We start from the raw sequence: 17,647 nt of genomic DNA on the forward strand, positions 1-17,647 counted from the left end.
AAGTATATCTGAAGATAAAGAAAGCTTTGTTTTTTTGATCATCAATGAGAAATTCAGGATAACTGTTTCAATTCTTCTTCTATGAACTCCACCAGTTCTCCTATATAATCCTGAGAGAAATCGAACTTTATTCCTGCGGTCTTGTAAAGTTCTTCAAGAGGTTTTGAATAACCAAGTTTTAAGAACTTTTCGTAATCTTCTATTGCTCTCTTTCCCTTTCTACGATAATTTCTATAAATGGCAATCGCACCAAGTTGTGCAATACCATATTCAATGTAATAAAAAGGCGATGTAAATATATGAAGTTGCTGCATCCAGACAACACCTTTTTCTTTATCTAGATCCGACCAATCCACACCGGTGTTAAAGCGGTCCATGAGTTTTTTGAAATATTCCGTTCTCTCCTCTGGTGTATGTTCAGGATTTGTGTATATCCAATGCTGAAAAGCATCTACAATCATGCACCATGGCAGGAATTTTACCGTTCCCTCAAGTTCTCTTCTTTTTGCATGTATGTACTCTTCTTCGTTCGGAAAATACTCGTCCCAGTGATCGAGAGTGAGCAATTCCATGGACATAGAAGCCAATTCCGAAGCCTCCATTGGTGGTCGACGGTAGAAATGTATCGGCTCGTTTGCCATTGCAAACGAATGCATAGCATGACCGGATTCGTGAAGGATTGTCCTAACATTATCTTCAGTGCCAACCGCATTCATGAAGATGAAAGGAGCCCCCGTTTCAGCCAAAGAATAATTGTATCCACCTGGAGCTTTTCCCTTACGATTCTCAAGATCAAGAAGTCCCGAATTACACATCTTATTCAAATTAACACCAAACTCTGGTTTTACCTTATACAGTATCCTTATTGCCTTTTCTACAAATTCATCTATCGTTTTGAAAGGTTTTAAAACCTTTCCATCAGGATCAACACTGGTGTCCCACGGCCTTAAACTATCAAGATTAAGTTTATTTCTTTTCTTTTCATTCAGCTCCGTTACGAAAGGAACAACCACCTTTTCAACAGATTCATGGAATTCGAAAAGTTCATCTGGAGTGTAAGCAAATCGTCCTTTCTCTTTATGTTTGTAATCGCGGTAGTTATCGAAACCAGCATTTTTAGCCTGCTGGACACGTATTTCTTTGAGGTCATCAAAAAGTTTGTCCAATTCGACGCTGTGCTCAAGGATCTTTTGCATTCGTAACCGCCAGGAATTCTCACGTGTGTTCCTATCTGGATCAAGTTGGTAAGCCCCCAACTGTTGCAACGTCTTCTCTTCACCTTTGAATTTAACCGTTATCGAACCAATAATAGCACCGTATTTACTCGCCAATTTCGCTTCCCGGGCTTTAAGTGGAAGGTTCTCTTCCTTGAACATTTCGATCTTATTGGCTATAATTCTGTCCAGATTCTCATAACGTTCTGAATCCAGTTGAGAACGATAAGGACTTTCATAGAATCTTTTTGCTATTTTCATTTGGTAAGGTTCCGATCGCAACACAATATTGGAGAGAAAGTCGTTATAAGCTTCTCTGTATTCGTTTTTGTCTGCAAATCGTGTCATTCTAATATAACGCCAGGCGTTTTCTTCGCCGATGATATTCATCAACTCGCTGAACTTCTCCATCATTTTCACCAGATCATCTGCTGAAGAAATTTCCTGTTCGAGAATACCTTTAAATTCTCGTTCCACAATTTTCCAGTCAATAACATCCAGATCTTCCGTAAAATATTTCCTTGGCTTTTTTGTTATCTTTTCCTGGGTATAAAGCATTCTTATCCCCCATTCTTTATGGCATTCTTCCGCAATATTATATCATTTGATAAGCTAAACAAACTAAATTCACCTTCGCATTTTTGATCCAGCCCGTGAAAAACGTAGAATAAAACTCAAGAATCTACCAAATAAAAACGGGCCTAAATGGCCCGTTGATTCAGGGGGAGCTTTACTGCTGACTATCCACATATTCCCGAATCGCCGAAATTTCAAAACCATATTTTGATTTCAAATCCTTCAACATAGCGGTCAACGGTTCATCTTCTGATATACCGAATTCCTGTAAGAAAGCTTCAAAATCTGGTACCAGTTCTTTTATTTCTCCCAGGGTGGTGGAACCCTTTATACTGACTTCTGTCGTTTCTTTTTCGGGTTGATACACCAGTTCATCTTCACCAGTCTGCGCAATATAATCGGATGGCCATTTGCCACTAATGATATATGCTAAAACACCTGGCTCAGATTTCATAACAAGTTGTTTCACAGTAGCTCCTTCATCAAGACCTGCATTTTTAATTATTTCAGATAATTCTGATGAATCTATATTTGCGACAGAGTACAACTCTTCCACCGGTTGGTTTATTACTTCCACAGCTGTTCTAATCACTTCCGGAGAAATAATTTCCTCCTCTTCAGGGATTCCTATTAACTCAGCCAAATCCTTTAGCTTTGTTTCAGTCGGAATGCTCTGAGGTATTCCCAAAGAACCGTACAACACACCTTTAGATACATCGTAGTGATCAAGTATTTCCTGTAATGTTGAAGACCCACGTATGTCGTCCGTTGTCTCGTAAGTTTTTATTCTTTCAGTTATAAAAGCACCATTGGCCATTGCTATCGCTATTGGGGCAATAAAGGCAACTAACACAAGAACAACATAGGCAGTATTCGGAATCACCTTTCTTGGCTTCTTTTCTTTCTTTGCCGGGATAAGATCCAACTTGAGCGTGTCTTTATTCTTTTCATTGATTGGACAGCTTTCCACACATTTGAGACATCTAATACAACTTGGGCTTCTAAGTGCGTCTGTTTTGGACACAACAATTCCAACCGGACAAGCTCTATCACATTGTCCACAGTTTACACAGGTGTTTTCATAGCGCTTTATATTCAACAAGCTGAAAGAATTGAAAAGCCCATTGATAGCTCCAAGGGGACAGGCATATCTACAAAATGGTCGTTCTATGAGCAAGGATAATCCTAATGTCAACGCAACTACAATGTATCCTGACAACGCTATTTCGTCGGTCCATATGTTGAATAGATTGTAATACGGGTCAAAATCAGCAAAGACAAGGTTGACTGTTCTCGCGGTTTGAATTACGATGTAGCCAAGCACAAAATACTTACCAAATCTAAGTACCTTATCCAGTTTCTTCGGTACTTTATTGTAATGCTTTCTAAATATTTTTCTTCCAAGCTTACCGAACCACTCCTGAACACTTCCAAGTGGACAGATCCAACCACAGAATGACGCCCCCGTAAGAACCAGGAGAATTATGAGTGCCAGGATCATGATGAAATTCGACTGGTGAAGTTTTTTAACGTAGTCACCGGTAGTTACAAAATTGTACATCGTCACAACCCCGCCAAAGGGACAAATCGCATGAATACTCGCAACACCCGGGATTGTGTAAATGTTTTTTTCATCAAGATAGTGGCCTACAGATATGAATACGATCAACGCCACAAAAAAAATCTGAATCCAGAGTCTCAACCTTTGAACCTTCATACTCTCCCTCCTGAATCCAAAAATAATGTGATGTTTTTCACTTATCGTATCCTAGTATTTTAAGCTTAAAAAAAGCTTAGATATTACTTAGAAAATCCTTAGATTATTCACAAAATACAGTTGCAGTTTTACTTTTTTCATGGCTTCTTGGCTTAAGTTTATTTTGGTTCGCTTCTTGATTTATCTATTTTTAGATAAAATATTTTTAGTAAAACAACAACTTCTCAACAACGAAGAGATGAAGTGTTAAAAGAAATCATTAGTGGGCTGCTGTATTTTTAAGGAGAAACGCCACCGGAACTCCCCGAAAATGAGAATCGACCGCTGAGGTACCAAGAACCTTTTCATTGTAAAATGAAAAGTACCACTAGCCCCCTTGATAAAAGGATTTAAGTCATCCTGATTGTCAAGGGGGTTTTTCATCATTGTTTTCTGCTTAAAACCTGGATTCTTTTTAAGATTCTAAGCCCTTGTTCTTTTTTGCCTTCTATGTGACTCTGTTAAAATTTCAGCACAAGTTCATTTGTAGGGATATAATTAAATAAACGTAGTCTATAAGGAGGGTCTGAAAATCGTGGAAAATAAAGATCTTCATTTTGATACTCTTGCGATACATGCGGCTGAAAAAACCGATCAAAATCAAGCATTAAATCCACCTATATACATGACCTCGACGTTCACTTTTACGGACTTACAGCAAGCTGACGATACATTCAGCTTCAAACGAAAGGCATTTGTTTATACCAGAGGTGGGAATCCAACGATAAACCTTTTTGAAGCTAGAATGGCTGCTCTGGAATCCGGTGTTGATTCCGTAGCCTTTGCTTCTGGTATGGCGGCTATAACTTCTGTTTTGTTGTCCTTTGTTAAAAATGGTGATGAAATCCTTGCGCACAGAAACCTCTATGGTTCAACTTTTGGGGCTACCGCGCATCTTTTTCCGAATTATGGAATAATTACACGCTATGTGAACATGTCAGACTTAAAACAAGTTGAAAAGAGTATCACCCCAAAAACAAAGGTGCTTTATCTTGAAACTCCAACAAATCCATCTCTGGAGATAATTGATATTGCTGAGTTATCTAAAATCGCAAGAAATTATGGCATCAAAGTTGTTGTGGATAACACCTTTGCAACACCGTACTTTCAGAAACCCCTCGAACTTGGGGCTGACGTTGTTGTTCATAGTGCAACAAAATATATTTCCGGTCATGGGGACGTTGTTGCTGGTGTAGCAATTTCTAAAGATCAGGAGTACATTCACAGATTAAAGTTTGGCTATATGTGCGAATTGGGAGGTGTTTTGAGCCCATTTAATGCCTGGCTCCTCTTAAGGGGATTAAAAACACTTTCATTAAGAATGAAACGGCATGAGGAGAACGCTATGGCAATTGTGCGATATCTCAAAAATCATCCTCTCGTTGAAAAGATCATGTATCCCGGGTTAGAAGAACATCCTGGCCATGAGCTGGCAAGAAAACAAATGACTGGATTTGGTGGTATTGTCAGCTTTGAACTCAAAGGTGACGTGGAAACGGCGAAGGCTTTTGTTCGCAACCTTAAGCTTATAAAACTTGCTGTTAGCCTCGGGGACGCTGAAACCCTCGTTGAAGTTCCAGCTCTTATGACTCATAGGGATTATCCCGAAGAAAAACTGCACGAGTTTGGATTCTCGAGAAAAACCGTGCGAATATCTACCGGATTGGAACACCCGGATGATCTTATAGAGGATATCGAGAGAGCCCTTAAAGGAGTTGAGTGATATGCGTGCCCTGTACTTCGATGAGAAGCTTTCCATGGTCGAGGTTCCAAAACCATCTCCAGAAGATGGCGAAGCACTTATAAAGGTTTTAGCAGCAGGTATATGTAACACGGATATTGAGATAGTGAAAGGTTACATGGGATTCAAAGGCATTCCAGGTCACGAGTTCGTTGGAATTGTTGAAAAGTCCGCTGATCCACGTTGGGTGGGGAAACGTGTTGTCGGGGAGATCAATATAGCCTGTAATGAGTGTGATCTGTGTAAAATAGGGTTGAAAAAACATTGTCGGAATATAAAGGTACTCGGTATAAAGGACTGGAATGGAGCCTTCGCTGAGTATCTTGTTCTCCCCGTTGAAAACCTTCACGAAGTCCCTTCGAAAGTTTCTAACCGCCAAGCAGTTTTTGTAGAACCTTTAGCTGCCGCTATTCAGATACTGGAACAGGTCCACATCAAACCAACAGACAGAGTTTGTGTTATTGGTGATGGTAAACTTGGCCTGTTGATTTCTCTTTCTTTGAACGCCCATGGTGTAAAACATATTCTTGTTGGCAAGCATCCTGAAAAAATGAAGATAGTTTCTGACAGAGGCGTAAGTACATTGTTTCCTGGTGATGTTCAAAGTTTTGATAGATTTTTCGACGTTGTTATCGAGGCCACCGGGAATCAAGCCGGTTTGGAAACGGCTCTAAACATCATCAGACCCCAGGGAACAGTAGTATTGAAAAGCACTTATGCGTCAAAAGCTTCTGTTGATCTCTCTAAAGTTGTGGTTAATGAGATAAATATAATAGGTTCAAGATGTGGTCCATTTGAGCCAGCCTTACAACTTTTGGAGAAAGATTTGATTGACGTAAATCCCTTGGTGTCCCAGGTTCTTCCCTTTGAAAAAGCTTTAGAAGCTTTTGAACTGGCGAAAACCAAAGGGACACTTAAAGTTATTCTAGAGGTGGAAAAATGAAATACGAAATAGTTTATTTCGACCTTGATGGTACCCTTCTCGATTTTGAGCGTTCAGAAGCTGAGGCTCTGACAGCACTCATGGCTAGCGGGGGATACTCTCTGAATGCCAAAGAACTTGCGCTTTATAAGGAAATCAACAAAAAGTGGTGGAAAGCCCTGGCAGACGGAAAATACTCCAAAGAGTATATCGTTGTTGCCCGCTTTCAGGAGTTTTTTGAGACTATTGGATTCAATAAAATTACGCCTGAAGAAGCTTCAAAGTCTTACCTCATCGAACTTTCAAAACGCGCCTATTTTTTACCAGGAGCTGAAAAATTTTTGCTAAAACTCAAAAAAACTGGAAAAAGAATGGCAGCAATAACCAATGGCGTCGATTTAGTCCAAAAAAACAGAAGCAAAATTGCTAATTTAGATAGGTTCTTTGAATTCATTTTAACTTCAGAAAAAGTAGGGAAAGCTAAACCGGCCCCGGACATTTTCTTCGAAGCTGCTAAGATTTCCGGAGTACCGATAGACCGTTCTCTTTATGTCGGTGATAATCTGGAAACGGATTACGTTGGCGCCAAAAACGTCGGAATGGATTTTATCCTTTACGCACCAAAGGGAAAAGGAATATCGAAACTAAACGATCTAAAAATCGCCAAAAGTTATGACGAACTGTTTGAAATGATTATGTGAGCTCCTTTTATACAGAATTTTTAAGCTTATAGGTATTTCAAAAGAGAAAATTCTCTTTCTTCAATGAATTTTCTGATGTCTCTTATGGTGAATTCACCAGTAGCACCATAATGTGAGCATACCATAGCTCCCATAACGTTGCCAAAACTCAAACAATCTTCTATGGGAGCATTTTCTTCTCTTAATAATGCATGTATAAATCCAGCGGCGAAAGCATCACCGGCTCCGGTAGTATCAACTACGTCTATCTTATAAGCCGGGGCTTTTATTCCATCTTTTATGGAAGTTGAACCCAGATGACCGCGAGTAACTATCACTCTTTTTGCTTTTGGCTCCCCGTATTCTTTTAGAAACCCCCATTCCGCTTCATTTAAAAACAATGTATCCACATTTCTTGCAATTCTAAGAACCCTTTCGGGGCTTTCAAAAGTCACGATTCCTCCAGGCGAGTAAAAAATTGGCTTTTCTTCAAGGGTTCTAACAACATGCTCTGCCTGCTTCACCGATAACCCCGCGAGATAGTAAAGTTCTGATTCAGGAAAGTCAGAAAGCTCAGGAATAAATGCTTCATTTGCTCCCCTATAAGTATAAAGGTATCTTTCGCCTTTATCCGCAACATTTGCAAAACACAAACCGGTATGATATGTCGACAATTTTTTTATACCTTTTGTATAAACCTTACGATTTTCAAGTTCTTTTATAAGCCAATCCCCAAAAAGATCGTCTCCAACAGCCCCTATTAAAGCCACTTCATTTCCAAGCCTGGAGAGTTGAACAGCTGTATTGGCAGCAGTCCCACCGAGAACGAGTCTTAAAGAGGTTACACGATTCTCTTCCCTGTTTTCTGATCGCGATGTTCTGGCTATAATATCAAAATTTATGTTCCCTATAACAACTATCATAAAATCACTCCCGTCTATACTATTATTTAAATTATATATGCAGCATTCCTGGTTGGAAAGTATTAAAAGAAATAAGAGTAAAATTAAAACAACGGGACAGGTTAAATGAAATCGCTGGGGGGAGAAAATAAATGTGGAAACATATTTTGGAAACTTTCGCAAGAAAACCCATATCTGTTTTTCTCCTAACCATTTCATTGATTCTTCTCGGAATAGTTGCCTGGCAGGATATCCCTATAGATCTCTTTCCCAACATATCCTTTCCTTATGCTGCGGTGGTTACTCCCTACCTCGGAGCCGGGCCTGAGGAGGTTGAAGTCAATGTTACAAATCCCATTGAAGAAGCTGTCGGTCTTGTAAGCGGTGTTAAGAGAATTTCATCGCGTTCCTTTGACAGTTTTTCTGTTGTTGAGGTGGAATTTGAGTGGGGAACAGATATTTCCTATGCCGTTTCAAAGATCCGTGAGCTCATCGATGCCTTTGCCAGAGACCTGCCTGAAGACGTTGATCCAATTGTTGTGGAATTCAACCCTGCTATGATTCCAGTATACGTGGTTGGTATTGGAACGAAAGAGCCAAATAACATAGAAACACTCTCAAAAGATTTGCAACAGAATCTTTCACGTTTAGATGGCGTTGCTAATGTGGAGATTCTTGGAATTCCAGACAAAGAAGTCCTGATAGACGTCGATCCTGAAAAACTCGAAAAAATGGAGATTCCTTTTGATTCCGTAAAGATAATGTTGAGTGCAGGCATGAAATATCCCATGGGGAAGATAACAGAGGAAGATAACGTTTATCCCCTATCCGTCAGTACAAAGTTCGCATCCTTAAAAGAACTCGAAGAAACAATAATAGGATTTAGGGGAATGAGTAGATATATAAACTTCCAGTCGTTATCAAGTATTTCCGATGGACTAAAGCTTCCACCATTCTTTGTACCTGTTAGATTAAAACAGGTTGCTGATGTCGGGATAAAACAAAAGGAAGTTCGAGGTGGTGTAAGAGTTAATGCCGAATCTGCAGCCGTTCTGGTAGTACAAAAGCGTGGTGGAATGAACACAATAAAGGTAGCAAAGAAAGTTCGTGAAAGACTTTCACTATGGAAGGAAGAGCATCCAGGAGTAGTTATTCAAACAATCACGGACACGAGTGAATTCACCAACATGGCTATAAACGGTCTTTTCAAAAATCTTCTTCTCGGTGCGATAGTTGCGACAATAGTAATATACCTGTTTTTACGAAGTGTTAGCGCTACACTAGCAGTCACGGTATCCATTCCCCTTTCTCTACTTACAGCCATCATGCTTATGTATTTCTCAAAACTCAATTTTGACCTCATGACACTTGGGGGGTTAACTGTTGCCGTAGGGATGGTTGTTGACAACAGCATTGTTATACTCGAAGCGATATACAGATACCTTGAGGAAAAGATGAACCCTGTGGAAGCTGCATCAAAAGGGGGAAGAGAAGTCGTAGGAGCGATATTTGCTTCAACGATGACCACTTTAGCAATGTTCGTTCCTTTCGCCTTTATAACAGGTTTTGCGGCACAGTTGTTCAAATTCTTCGCGATTTCTCTGTCCTTTACCCTCATCGCTTCTTTCTTTATTGCAATAACGGTGGTTCCCGCTTTTGCTAATATAGTTAAAGCCAAACCGTCCAGAGATCACAGAATTTTAAAAGGATACAAAAGAGTCCTCGACAAACTCCTCACGCATAAAAAAGGCGTTATAATCGCGTTCGTAATTATCTTCGTTATTTCAGTGTTCGGGTTACTGTCCAAAGGGCTTGAATTCATTCCTGAAGTTGACAGCGGTGTTTTAAACGTCAGCTTTGCGCTGCCATCTAACACTCCCTATACGGTAGTCTCCAAAGCACTGGAAGAAATTGAAAGCTACCTTATGGAAAACAAAGATGAGCTACACATCGTTTCTACTTACAGCGTCTTCGGTCAACCCGGAACCATATTAAGTGCATTACGAGGTATTCAGGAAAATGAAGCCGACATGCAGATAAATCTAACCCCCTCGAACAAAAGGGACAAAAGCTCTTCAGAAATAGCCGAATCTTTAAGGTCACATATTGAGAAGGTAATGAAAAAATACAACGGTTCTTACAAGATATCCTCAGGTGCAATAGAGGTTGAAAGCATCTTCGGGACCCAGATCCGGGTAACCTTTTATGATAACGATTTAGAAAAACTCCGTCAATTGGCCGAAGAATTCGCGAGAAAGCTCGAGAAAATATCCGGTGTTATTGATGTCACCACGAGCTTTAGAAAACAACAACAGGTTTACGAATTGAGTATCGACAGAGGCAAAGCATTGACAGCTGGCGTATTTTTCATGCAAGCGCTTGGTGCGGTACAACCCTATACAGTGGGAATTAATACAGGGAATATCTTCATTGATGGTGAAAATATACCCATTATCCTTCACCTAAAGGATTCTCTGAATCCAGACACAATAAGAAAAATTAAAATCCCCTCCTTTTCGGCAAAAGACGCGTACATGGGCATGATCGCCGATTTAAAGAAAAAAGTCGTTCCATCAACCATATTCCATAGAGACGGCCAGAGGATAGCATTTGTAAATGCTTCGGTTTTTAATAGACCTCTTGGTGATGTTGTTAAAGATATTGAAAATATGGTCGATAGTGAGTATAAAGCTGAAAACAGGCCTGAAATTGGTGGTCAGGCAGCGAATTTACAGGAAACAGTGACGCAGTTTCTAAAAGCGATGATCATGGGAATCATTCTGATGTACCTGATAATAGGTGCACAGTTCGAATCTCTGGTTTATCCACTGGTAATATTCTTCACATTGCCAATGGCCCTGGTCGGAGTAGCTTTAGTAGTTTATCTCACAGGAATCACTGTGAATGTGAGCACGCTTATGGGAATGTTGACCCTTGCTGGAATTACTGTCAACAATGGAATTGTCATGATAACTTACATAAACCAATTAAGAGAAAGAGGGATGGAGAAGCGTGAAGCTATTATTGAAGGAGCTGCTAGACGATCAAGACCAATATTGATGACCACCCTGACTACTATTATTGCACTAATTCCAACAGCTGTTTCGAATGCCGCAGGTTCAGAACTTGACAGACCTATGGCTCTAACAGTCGTTGGAGGTCTTCTGATGGGAATGGTTTTCACCCTATTCCTCATCCCCTTGCTTTATGACATAATAGACAAAATCTCTCTCCGCTTTACTAAAAAAAAGACTTTTTCTGAAAAAGGTATAAGATGCTAAAATGGTAAAGGGGTGATTGGTTTGAAAAGCTTCCCAGCTGGATTTATGTGGGGCGTAGCAACCGCAGGCCATCAAATAGAAGGGGGAAACTATTTTTCTGATTGGTACAAATGGGAAATGGAAGGAAAGGTAAAAAACGGAGATACTTCCGAAACAGCTTGTGATAGCTGGAATCAACTTGATAGAGATCTTGAGATTCTCAAAAAATTGAGTGTTAAGGCTTATCGTTACTCCATAGAATGGGCCAGGGTAGAACCAAAACTCAACAAGTTCGATGAAGAATCTCTGAATAAATACAGAGATTTTACTATTAAATTAGTAGAAGCAAATATAAAGCCTATCATAACGCTGCATCATTTCGTCAATCCCCAATGGTTCGCTGAAATCGGTGGTTGGGAAAGCAGAGAAAATCTTCGTTACTTTCTTAGATACGTAAACAAAGTTGTTGATACCTTAGGAGAGTTTGTACCATTCTGGATAACGATAAATGAGCCAAATGTCTATGCGATTAAATCTTATCTTATGGGCGAATGGCCACCAGAAGTCAAAGATCGTGGACGAGCTTTTCAAGTTTTAAAGAACCTTTTGATAGCTCACACGGAAGCATACGACATAATAAAGTCCAGATATCCTTCTGCAATGGTCAGTGTAGCTTACAATTTTGTGCCTTTCTATCCATACAGAAAATGGCATCCGCTTGACATAATAACAGCTTTCACACTTAACAAAACCTACAATTATGCATTTTTGGACTCAATAAAACACGGTAAGTTCTACAAACCAATTGGCTCAGGAGAAAAAAATAAAAAGCTGAAAGATAAACTCGATTTCATTGGTGTTAACTACTATACAAGATATTTCGTCAAATACTCAAAACCTGAACCAGAACTTGTAGATACCGGGAACAAGAAGACGGATATGGGTTATGAATTCTATCCTGAGGGTTTGAGGACAATTATCATGAAATGTCATAAAGATTACTCTTTACCAATTTTAATAACGGAAAACGGCATCGCTGACGCCACCGACGAAAAACGGTGGAAATATATAAAAAAAGCACTGGAAGCGGTTCACAAGTCGCTTAAAGGAGGTGCGAAAGTAATAGGTTACATGTACTGGTCTTTGATGGACAACTTTGAGTGGAGCGAAGGCTACTCCATGAAGTTTGGTCTGTACAAAACAAAAAGAAATCCCCTCGAACTCGTTCCCAGGTCAAGTGCTTCAAAATATGCTGATGTTATTAAAAACAACGCACTTACAGATGATGATTAAAATTATTTCCTGAGTAGCATATAAAGCTTGTTGTTTTTTGAAACAACTTTCAGAACCTCAAATCCTGCGCCAATAAAAAGCCCTCTCAAAACATTTTCGGGAGGTTTAAAATGATAAACCCCTGCTTCGATAAATTCACCAATAAACGCCGGTATTCCTCGGGATTTCATCGCATTAACTGTTTTAGAGGCCCTTTCCGCTTCACTCGTTTCGGCTACCACGAGACCTTTAGCGCTATGTTTCAATGCTCTGTAAAGCCATCCGATCAGATTCAGAGTGGATTCAGGCGTACATGTGTTCATAACGTTTATACAAAGGAATCCATTGAACGTTCCTACATAACCCATTGCTGTTTTTTCTAAAAGGACCTTACAAACACCCTTTTTATTACTCTTGACAACTTCATTTGAATCCTCCAGAAGGAGCCCAACAATTTTTGTATTACTTTCAATCAGTTTTTTCCATAACGCGTACGCACTGCAGTTAACATCCACTATTATTTCTCCGGGTTTGAAATAACTCATAAATTCAGAAAATATCCCTCTGAAGGCAGTGTCAGACAACAATGAGTTACTTGAATCTTCCGGTGTTGATTCGTTTGGTGCACGATACATATCAAGCCAACGTTTTCGATCCAAAACATATCACCTCTATGACTATGTTATTATCTTCGCGAATTAAATCCAACAAAAAAAGAGGGTTGTCTAAAGATCATGGCGATGAATTTCGTAAAGAATTCTTTGTGAAAGTGATAAAATTTAACCAGTTTCTAATAAAAGGAGGGAATTGGATGAAGAAGTTTCTGGATGTAATTATCCTCTTACTTCTTGCTGGCACCATATTTGCCTGGTCTGGCCATGACGTTTTAACGTACTATATTCTTAAAAGCTTAAACATGGATTTCTCTTTTGAAGTACCGATAACCGTGTATTCCTACGAAAATCTTGAAACAAGGGAATACAACCTTGAGAAAGCTTCCTTTGATGATTTACTCGGTAAAGATTACATTCCCGGTGAAGACAACAGACTTTTTAAGCCTGTTTTTGAAAACTCAAAGCTTGAAAACGGGAAAGCACCTATCTGGCAAATCCTTTCAGTTTATTCATACGAACCCGATCTTGGAATGGATCAGAATCTTGAGCTAAGCAATCTGCAGTGGATGACAGGAGGTAGCCAGGGTTGGAGGCATATGGAATATCATCTGTTCTGGCTACGTTTCGGAGAAGTTTCGGAAAGCGTGGCATACTTTACCGAACTTTCAAAAAAAGCGTGGGAAAAAGGAGACCCTTACTGGGCTTTCAGATTCATGGGGCGGGCGATACATTACTTCGAGGACATAGGACAGCCCTATCATACCTTCCCGGCTCCATTTTGCGAACTTCTAAAACTCATGATCGATATGAATAAATGGATGACTGTGTTCACCAACTACCATCTGGTATATGACTATTACTCTGGATATTTACTCTGGAACCAAAATGCAAAAGTTGTAGAAGCAATTAAAACAGCAAAACCGATCAAAATAACTGATCCCAGAAAAGATGCCTTAAGGTTAAGAATATATGCAAGAAGAAAACTCCACAAAATTTACTACGAAATGAAAAAGATCATGAAGGATGACTTGGAGGTTTCTTCTGAATTCATGCCAAGTCCAGCTTACTTTGATCTTCTAACCGTCGAAGGAAAAACCAAAAAACTTGAGGAATTGACAGCCGATCTCCTTGGAAAAGTTGCTTCTTATATTAAAGGCTACCTCATCTACATGAACGAAGAAATGCGTTGGGAAGATAACCTACACTAATAATATCAAAGTCCCGGGAATTATTCCCGGGACATACTTGCTAAAATATAGTAATCGAACCTGTAAAAGAAATCTTCTCCAGCAACAGCTATCGGATACGGATAATCCTTGGAATACAGAACGTAAACATCTCCTGCTTTCAAATAAACCTCAATGGGAAGCTCGAATTCAACATCCTTAAGAGTTATTTTGTTAACCGTTTTCTCTGCGTCCTGATAAAAGCTTTCTACCAAAGTGCTTTCAACGTTGAGAGGAGTATCTACCGGGAAACTGCCTTCACTGATTTTTTCGAGCAATTCGGTATTTGCAGATACGGTTACGGGTAATATGGATTCATCGTAACCTTCTTTAGTACAGTTCTTCCATATCTTCACAAACCCTTCTCCTACTTCCGAAAGACTGAGTTTAAACCATTTTTCGTAAATGCGACTGTCAATTTGATTCCAGGATGTTTCACCCAATACCTGGACATTCTCGAATTCAAAATGATAATCGTCCATTGAATCAAGAACACAACGCCAATGCGTTTTTTCCACGCTAACCTTAATGATCACGATATCGCCTACTTTACCAGATACTACCTCTGGTTCAAAGCTGAAAACACAGGAAAGCGCAAATGTTGACACCAGCAAAATAGTGAACAGGAATACCTTTTTCATATCAATCACCTCCAGATTTAATCTCTAAGGAATTTTTTGGGCAAGCGCAACAACATTCGCCGCACATTATACATTCATCTGAAACTTCACCAGGTGTTTCCATAGCACCCATAGGGCACTTTTTCAAACACAGATTACAGTTGACACAACTATCATTTTTCTTCACTTTGAATATACTGAATCTTGAAGCAAAAGCCATCAAAGCTCCGTAAGGGCAAAGATATTTACAGAAAGGCCTGTAGATGAAAATTGACAGAATAGCAAATACAGTGGTTATAAGAATACCAATTATCGCGAATTCAAAAGTGAACAAACTTTTGAAGGGAGTAAATCCGCTGAAAACCCTCCCGGCTGAAAGTGCAGCTATTACGACGATAGCAAGAACAATGTATTTCACATACCTCAAAAGTTTATCTGTTTTGTACGGAACTTTCTTGCCATATTTTTTCATGTAAAGTAATTCCTGTACTCCTCCAAAAGGACAAACATATCCACAATAAATCCTGCCAAAGATAAAACTTATAATCACTGGTATCAGAAACATCAGAAGATAAGCGGTCTCATACTTAAAGAGCACGTTTTGTACTGTCGTGACAGGACAAAGCACACCTCCAAACAAGAACCCCAAAATTGCTATAGAAACAATCATGAGAACTTTTCTGTACTTGAAGGCTCTTCTCAAAGTTATCCAGATTCCGATCGCTGAAAGGCCACCAACAGCGAGTGTCTTCCACAACAGGTCATGTTTCCAGTAAGAAGACTGTTGAACCTGATCCTGGATTTGTGTTTGACTTCCAGGAAGATTGAAGTCAAGATCACCTGGGAATGAATCGGCAAAGAGTATATACGTGAAAAAAATCACTAGCACTACTAAAAAAAATCTCCTTATATTCTTCATAATTCTCACCTCCAAAAGCAGTCTAAAACCTTAAACTTAGAATTTGCTTAAAACTCCTTTAGAAAACACTTAGAAAAAATGCTTTTTCTTTGTTGCTCCTGTATAATTCCTTTGACAACGTTTGTTCAGGAGGGATGGAACATGAAAATTTTTGAAATCGAAAATTATCTAAATGAGATTCTGGAACCATGGAATTACACCGATTACTGTTATAACGGAATACAAATCGAAGGAAGGCACGAGGTAAAAAAGGTAGCTGTTGGCGTTTCCTTTAACAAAGCTTTTATCGACCATGCTCTCGAAGAAAGGGTTGACATGCTCCTTGTACACCATGGGATATTTGGAAGTGGTTTCTTTTCACTCAAAGGATATATAAAACGCAGGGTTGAGAAGGTCATCAAGAACGATCTAACCCTCATGGGCTATCATCTTCCGTTAGATGCTCACCGGGAATACGGTAACAATGCAACCATATTGAAACTTCTTGGTCTCGAACCCGGTGAACAGGTTGAAGTCGGATACATTGGTGAGTACGAAGAAGCAGTCTCATTTGATGATTTTTATAAGAGATTAAAGCAAATTTTCCCGAACCAACCGATATTAAAATACGTGAATTCTGATTTTGTAAAAAAAGTTTGCGTGATTTCCGGTGGTGCAGCAGGTGACCTCAGAAAGGTTGAAGGAAAAGTTGATACATTCATTACTGGCGAAGTGAAAGAACAGACAAGAGATGAAGCCAGAGAAATGGGAATCAATTTTATCAACGCGGGACATTACGCCACAGAAACCTTCGGCGTTAAAAATCTTGGGAAGCTCCTCAAAGAAAATCTAGATCTGGAAGTAGTTTTTATAGATGTTTGGAATGAGGTCTAAACCGAGAATCCGAGAGTTCGAGAAAAAACAGGACGCTTGCAAGGCTGTCAGCTGATGGAGCGACGCTTGCGAAGGCAGCAAGAACAAAAGGACGGGTATAGGGTCCGGGGGTTGGAAAAAGCTTCGAGAACCGAGATTCGAGATCCGAGAATGCAAAATGCAAAATCGTTGCAGGTTGTGGATTGTAGGTTGTACGCAAAGAACTTCATATTTACCCCCTAAAAGGATTGGACAAAAGGAGAGCAACAGCATAGAATAAAGGAAAGAAAAAGGGGGTAAAAGGAATGAAAGAAAAAACACCGCGAAGATACAGTTCAGAATTCAAAATCAAATTGGTTAAGGAGTATTTAGGGACAGACAAGAGTTACAGAGAATTGGGAGTCGAATATGATGTGGATGCTTCACTTATCATGAGTTGGGTAAAGCGCTACGAAAGATACAAAGAAAATGCGTTCCAGCCTCCGAAAAGGAAGCGTTCATTCATAGCAGATGAAAGCAAGATACCCGCTTTTCTTAAAGAAGAGCTCGGCCTGGATAAGATAAAAGAACACAGTGATGATCCTGAAGAAATGAAGGCCGAATTGGAAAGATTGAAATTGGAACTTGCTGAGAGAGACCTGAGAATAAGAATGCTCAAGGAAAAATTAAAAAAAACGAACGTGGAAGAGAACCAGGGAAAAAAGTAACAGATATTACGATCCTCTGTATTGCTAACAAGTACATAAATTGGGGATTTCGTGTTGGTTTTGTTCTTGAAGTTTTAGAGATACCAAGGAGCAGCTATTACAGGAGCAAGAATCCGGGCTTTTTCCTGAAAGGCAGGAGAGGAAGAAAGGAAAGAGGTTATGCCTTTAATGTTTTTGGAGGTATCACAAAAGACGAAGAGATAGAAAAACTGCTGCTGTGGTTTAATGCGATCGAATCTCCTTTACAGGAGGAATATTATTTGAAGTACATGGGTTCAAAAAAGATAGCCAGATATATCCGGAACGTATACGGAATCATAGTAAATCACAAGAAATTGCACCGACTCAGGAAAAAGCTTGGACTTGTTGGGAAGTACAAAAGGCGT

13 protein-coding genes and 1 pseudogene are annotated in these 17,647 nt (G+C 39.6%); 8 read left to right on the forward strand and 6 right to left on the reverse strand.

From position 1 onward, the window contains the following. Positions 1 to 53: 53 nt before the first annotated feature. Both DU53_RS01900 and DU53_RS01905 read right to left on the reverse strand, forming a co-directional pair. The gene (locus DU53_RS01900) at positions 54 to 1,772 is read right to left on the reverse strand and encodes a M3 family oligoendopeptidase (protein WP_012744914.1); all 1,719 of its coding nucleotides are present in this window, start codon (positions 1,770 to 1,772) and stop codon (positions 54 to 56) included. Between the two features lie 172 nt (positions 1,773 to 1,944). Continuing rightward, positions 1,945 to 3,507, reverse strand: a complete 1,563-nt coding sequence (locus DU53_RS01905; protein ID WP_012744915.1) for a 4Fe-4S binding protein — start codon at positions 3,505 to 3,507, stop codon at positions 1,945 to 1,947. Between the two features lie 571 nt (positions 3,508 to 4,078). Between DU53_RS01905 and DU53_RS01910 the strand changes: the two genes are divergently transcribed. From DU53_RS01910 to DU53_RS01920, 3 genes are read left to right on the forward strand one after another with little or no spacing between them, the layout of a single operon-like run. Then, positions 4,079 to 5,269: a PLP-dependent aspartate aminotransferase family protein gene (locus DU53_RS01910; protein WP_041288618.1), complete on the forward strand. Its 1,191-nt coding sequence runs from the start codon at positions 4,079 to 4,081 to the stop codon at positions 5,267 to 5,269. 1 nt (position 5,270) lies between these two features. Further along, positions 5,271 to 6,230: an alcohol dehydrogenase catalytic domain-containing protein gene (locus tag DU53_RS01915; protein WP_012744917.1), complete on the forward strand. Its 960-nt coding sequence runs from the start codon at positions 5,271 to 5,273 to the stop codon at positions 6,228 to 6,230. After that, positions 6,227 to 6,910: a YjjG family noncanonical pyrimidine nucleotidase gene (locus DU53_RS01920; protein ID WP_012744918.1), complete on the forward strand. Its 684-nt coding sequence runs from the start codon at positions 6,227 to 6,229 to the stop codon at positions 6,908 to 6,910. Before DU53_RS01915 ends, DU53_RS01920 begins: the two co-directional genes overlap by 4 nt. 26 nt (positions 6,911 to 6,936) lie before the next feature. Here DU53_RS01920 and DU53_RS01925 read toward each other — a convergent pair whose 3' ends face one another. After that, the gene (locus tag DU53_RS01925) at positions 6,937 to 7,812 is read right to left on the reverse strand and encodes a carbohydrate kinase family protein (protein WP_012744919.1); all 876 of its coding nucleotides are present in this window, start codon (positions 7,810 to 7,812) and stop codon (positions 6,937 to 6,939) included. A 131-nt stretch (positions 7,813 to 7,943) separates the two neighbouring features. Here DU53_RS01925 and DU53_RS01930 point away from each other — a divergent pair, with 131 nt between their 5' ends. Beyond that, positions 7,944 to 11,072: an efflux RND transporter permease subunit gene (locus DU53_RS01930; RefSeq protein WP_063727157.1), complete on the forward strand. Its 3,129-nt coding sequence runs from the start codon at positions 7,944 to 7,946 to the stop codon at positions 11,070 to 11,072. 12 nt (positions 11,073 to 11,084) lie between these two features. Then, positions 11,085 to 12,344, forward strand: coding sequence for a glycoside hydrolase family 1 protein (locus DU53_RS01935; RefSeq protein WP_369816065.1), 1,260 nt, complete (start codon positions 11,085 to 11,087; stop codon positions 12,342 to 12,344). Between the two features lie 2 nt (positions 12,345 to 12,346). Here DU53_RS01935 and DU53_RS01940 read toward each other — a convergent pair whose 3' ends face one another. Further along, positions 12,347 to 12,982, reverse strand: coding sequence for a hypothetical protein (locus DU53_RS01940; protein ID WP_012744922.1), 636 nt, complete (start codon positions 12,980 to 12,982; stop codon positions 12,347 to 12,349). A 152-nt stretch (positions 12,983 to 13,134) separates the two neighbouring features. On the opposite strand from DU53_RS01940, the gene DU53_RS01945 reads away from it, so the two are divergent. Further along, positions 13,135 to 14,145 carry a phospholipase gene (locus DU53_RS01945; protein ID WP_012744923.1) on the forward strand — a complete coding sequence of 337 codons (1,011 nt, stop codon included), beginning with the start codon at positions 13,135 to 13,137 and terminating at the stop codon, positions 14,143 to 14,145. Between the two features lie 20 nt (positions 14,146 to 14,165). Here DU53_RS01945 and DU53_RS01950 read toward each other — a convergent pair whose 3' ends face one another. Together DU53_RS01950 and DU53_RS01955 are read right to left on the reverse strand one after the other, a co-directional pair. Continuing rightward, positions 14,166 to 14,804 (reverse strand): hypothetical protein, encoded by a 639-nt coding sequence (locus tag DU53_RS01950; RefSeq protein WP_012744924.1) that lies wholly within the window; start codon positions 14,802 to 14,804, stop codon positions 14,166 to 14,168. Between the two features lies 1 nt (position 14,805). Continuing rightward, positions 14,806 to 15,702, reverse strand: coding sequence for a 4Fe-4S binding protein (locus DU53_RS01955; protein ID WP_012744925.1), 897 nt, complete (start codon positions 15,700 to 15,702; stop codon positions 14,806 to 14,808). Positions 15,703 to 15,843: 141 nt separating this feature from the next. Between DU53_RS01955 and DU53_RS01960 the strand changes: the two genes are divergently transcribed. Beyond that, positions 15,844 to 16,575, forward strand: a complete 732-nt coding sequence (locus DU53_RS01960; protein WP_063727159.1) for a Nif3-like dinuclear metal center hexameric protein — start codon at positions 15,844 to 15,846, stop codon at positions 16,573 to 16,575. Positions 16,576 to 16,859: 284 nt separating this feature from the next. Then, positions 16,860 to 17,647, forward strand: a pseudogene (locus DU53_RS11780) (transposase); the annotation flags it as partial.

The organism is Kosmotoga sp. DU53, from assembly GCF_001639905.1.
Lineage (GTDB): Bacteria > Thermotogota > Thermotogae > Petrotogales > Kosmotogaceae > Kosmotoga > Kosmotoga olearia.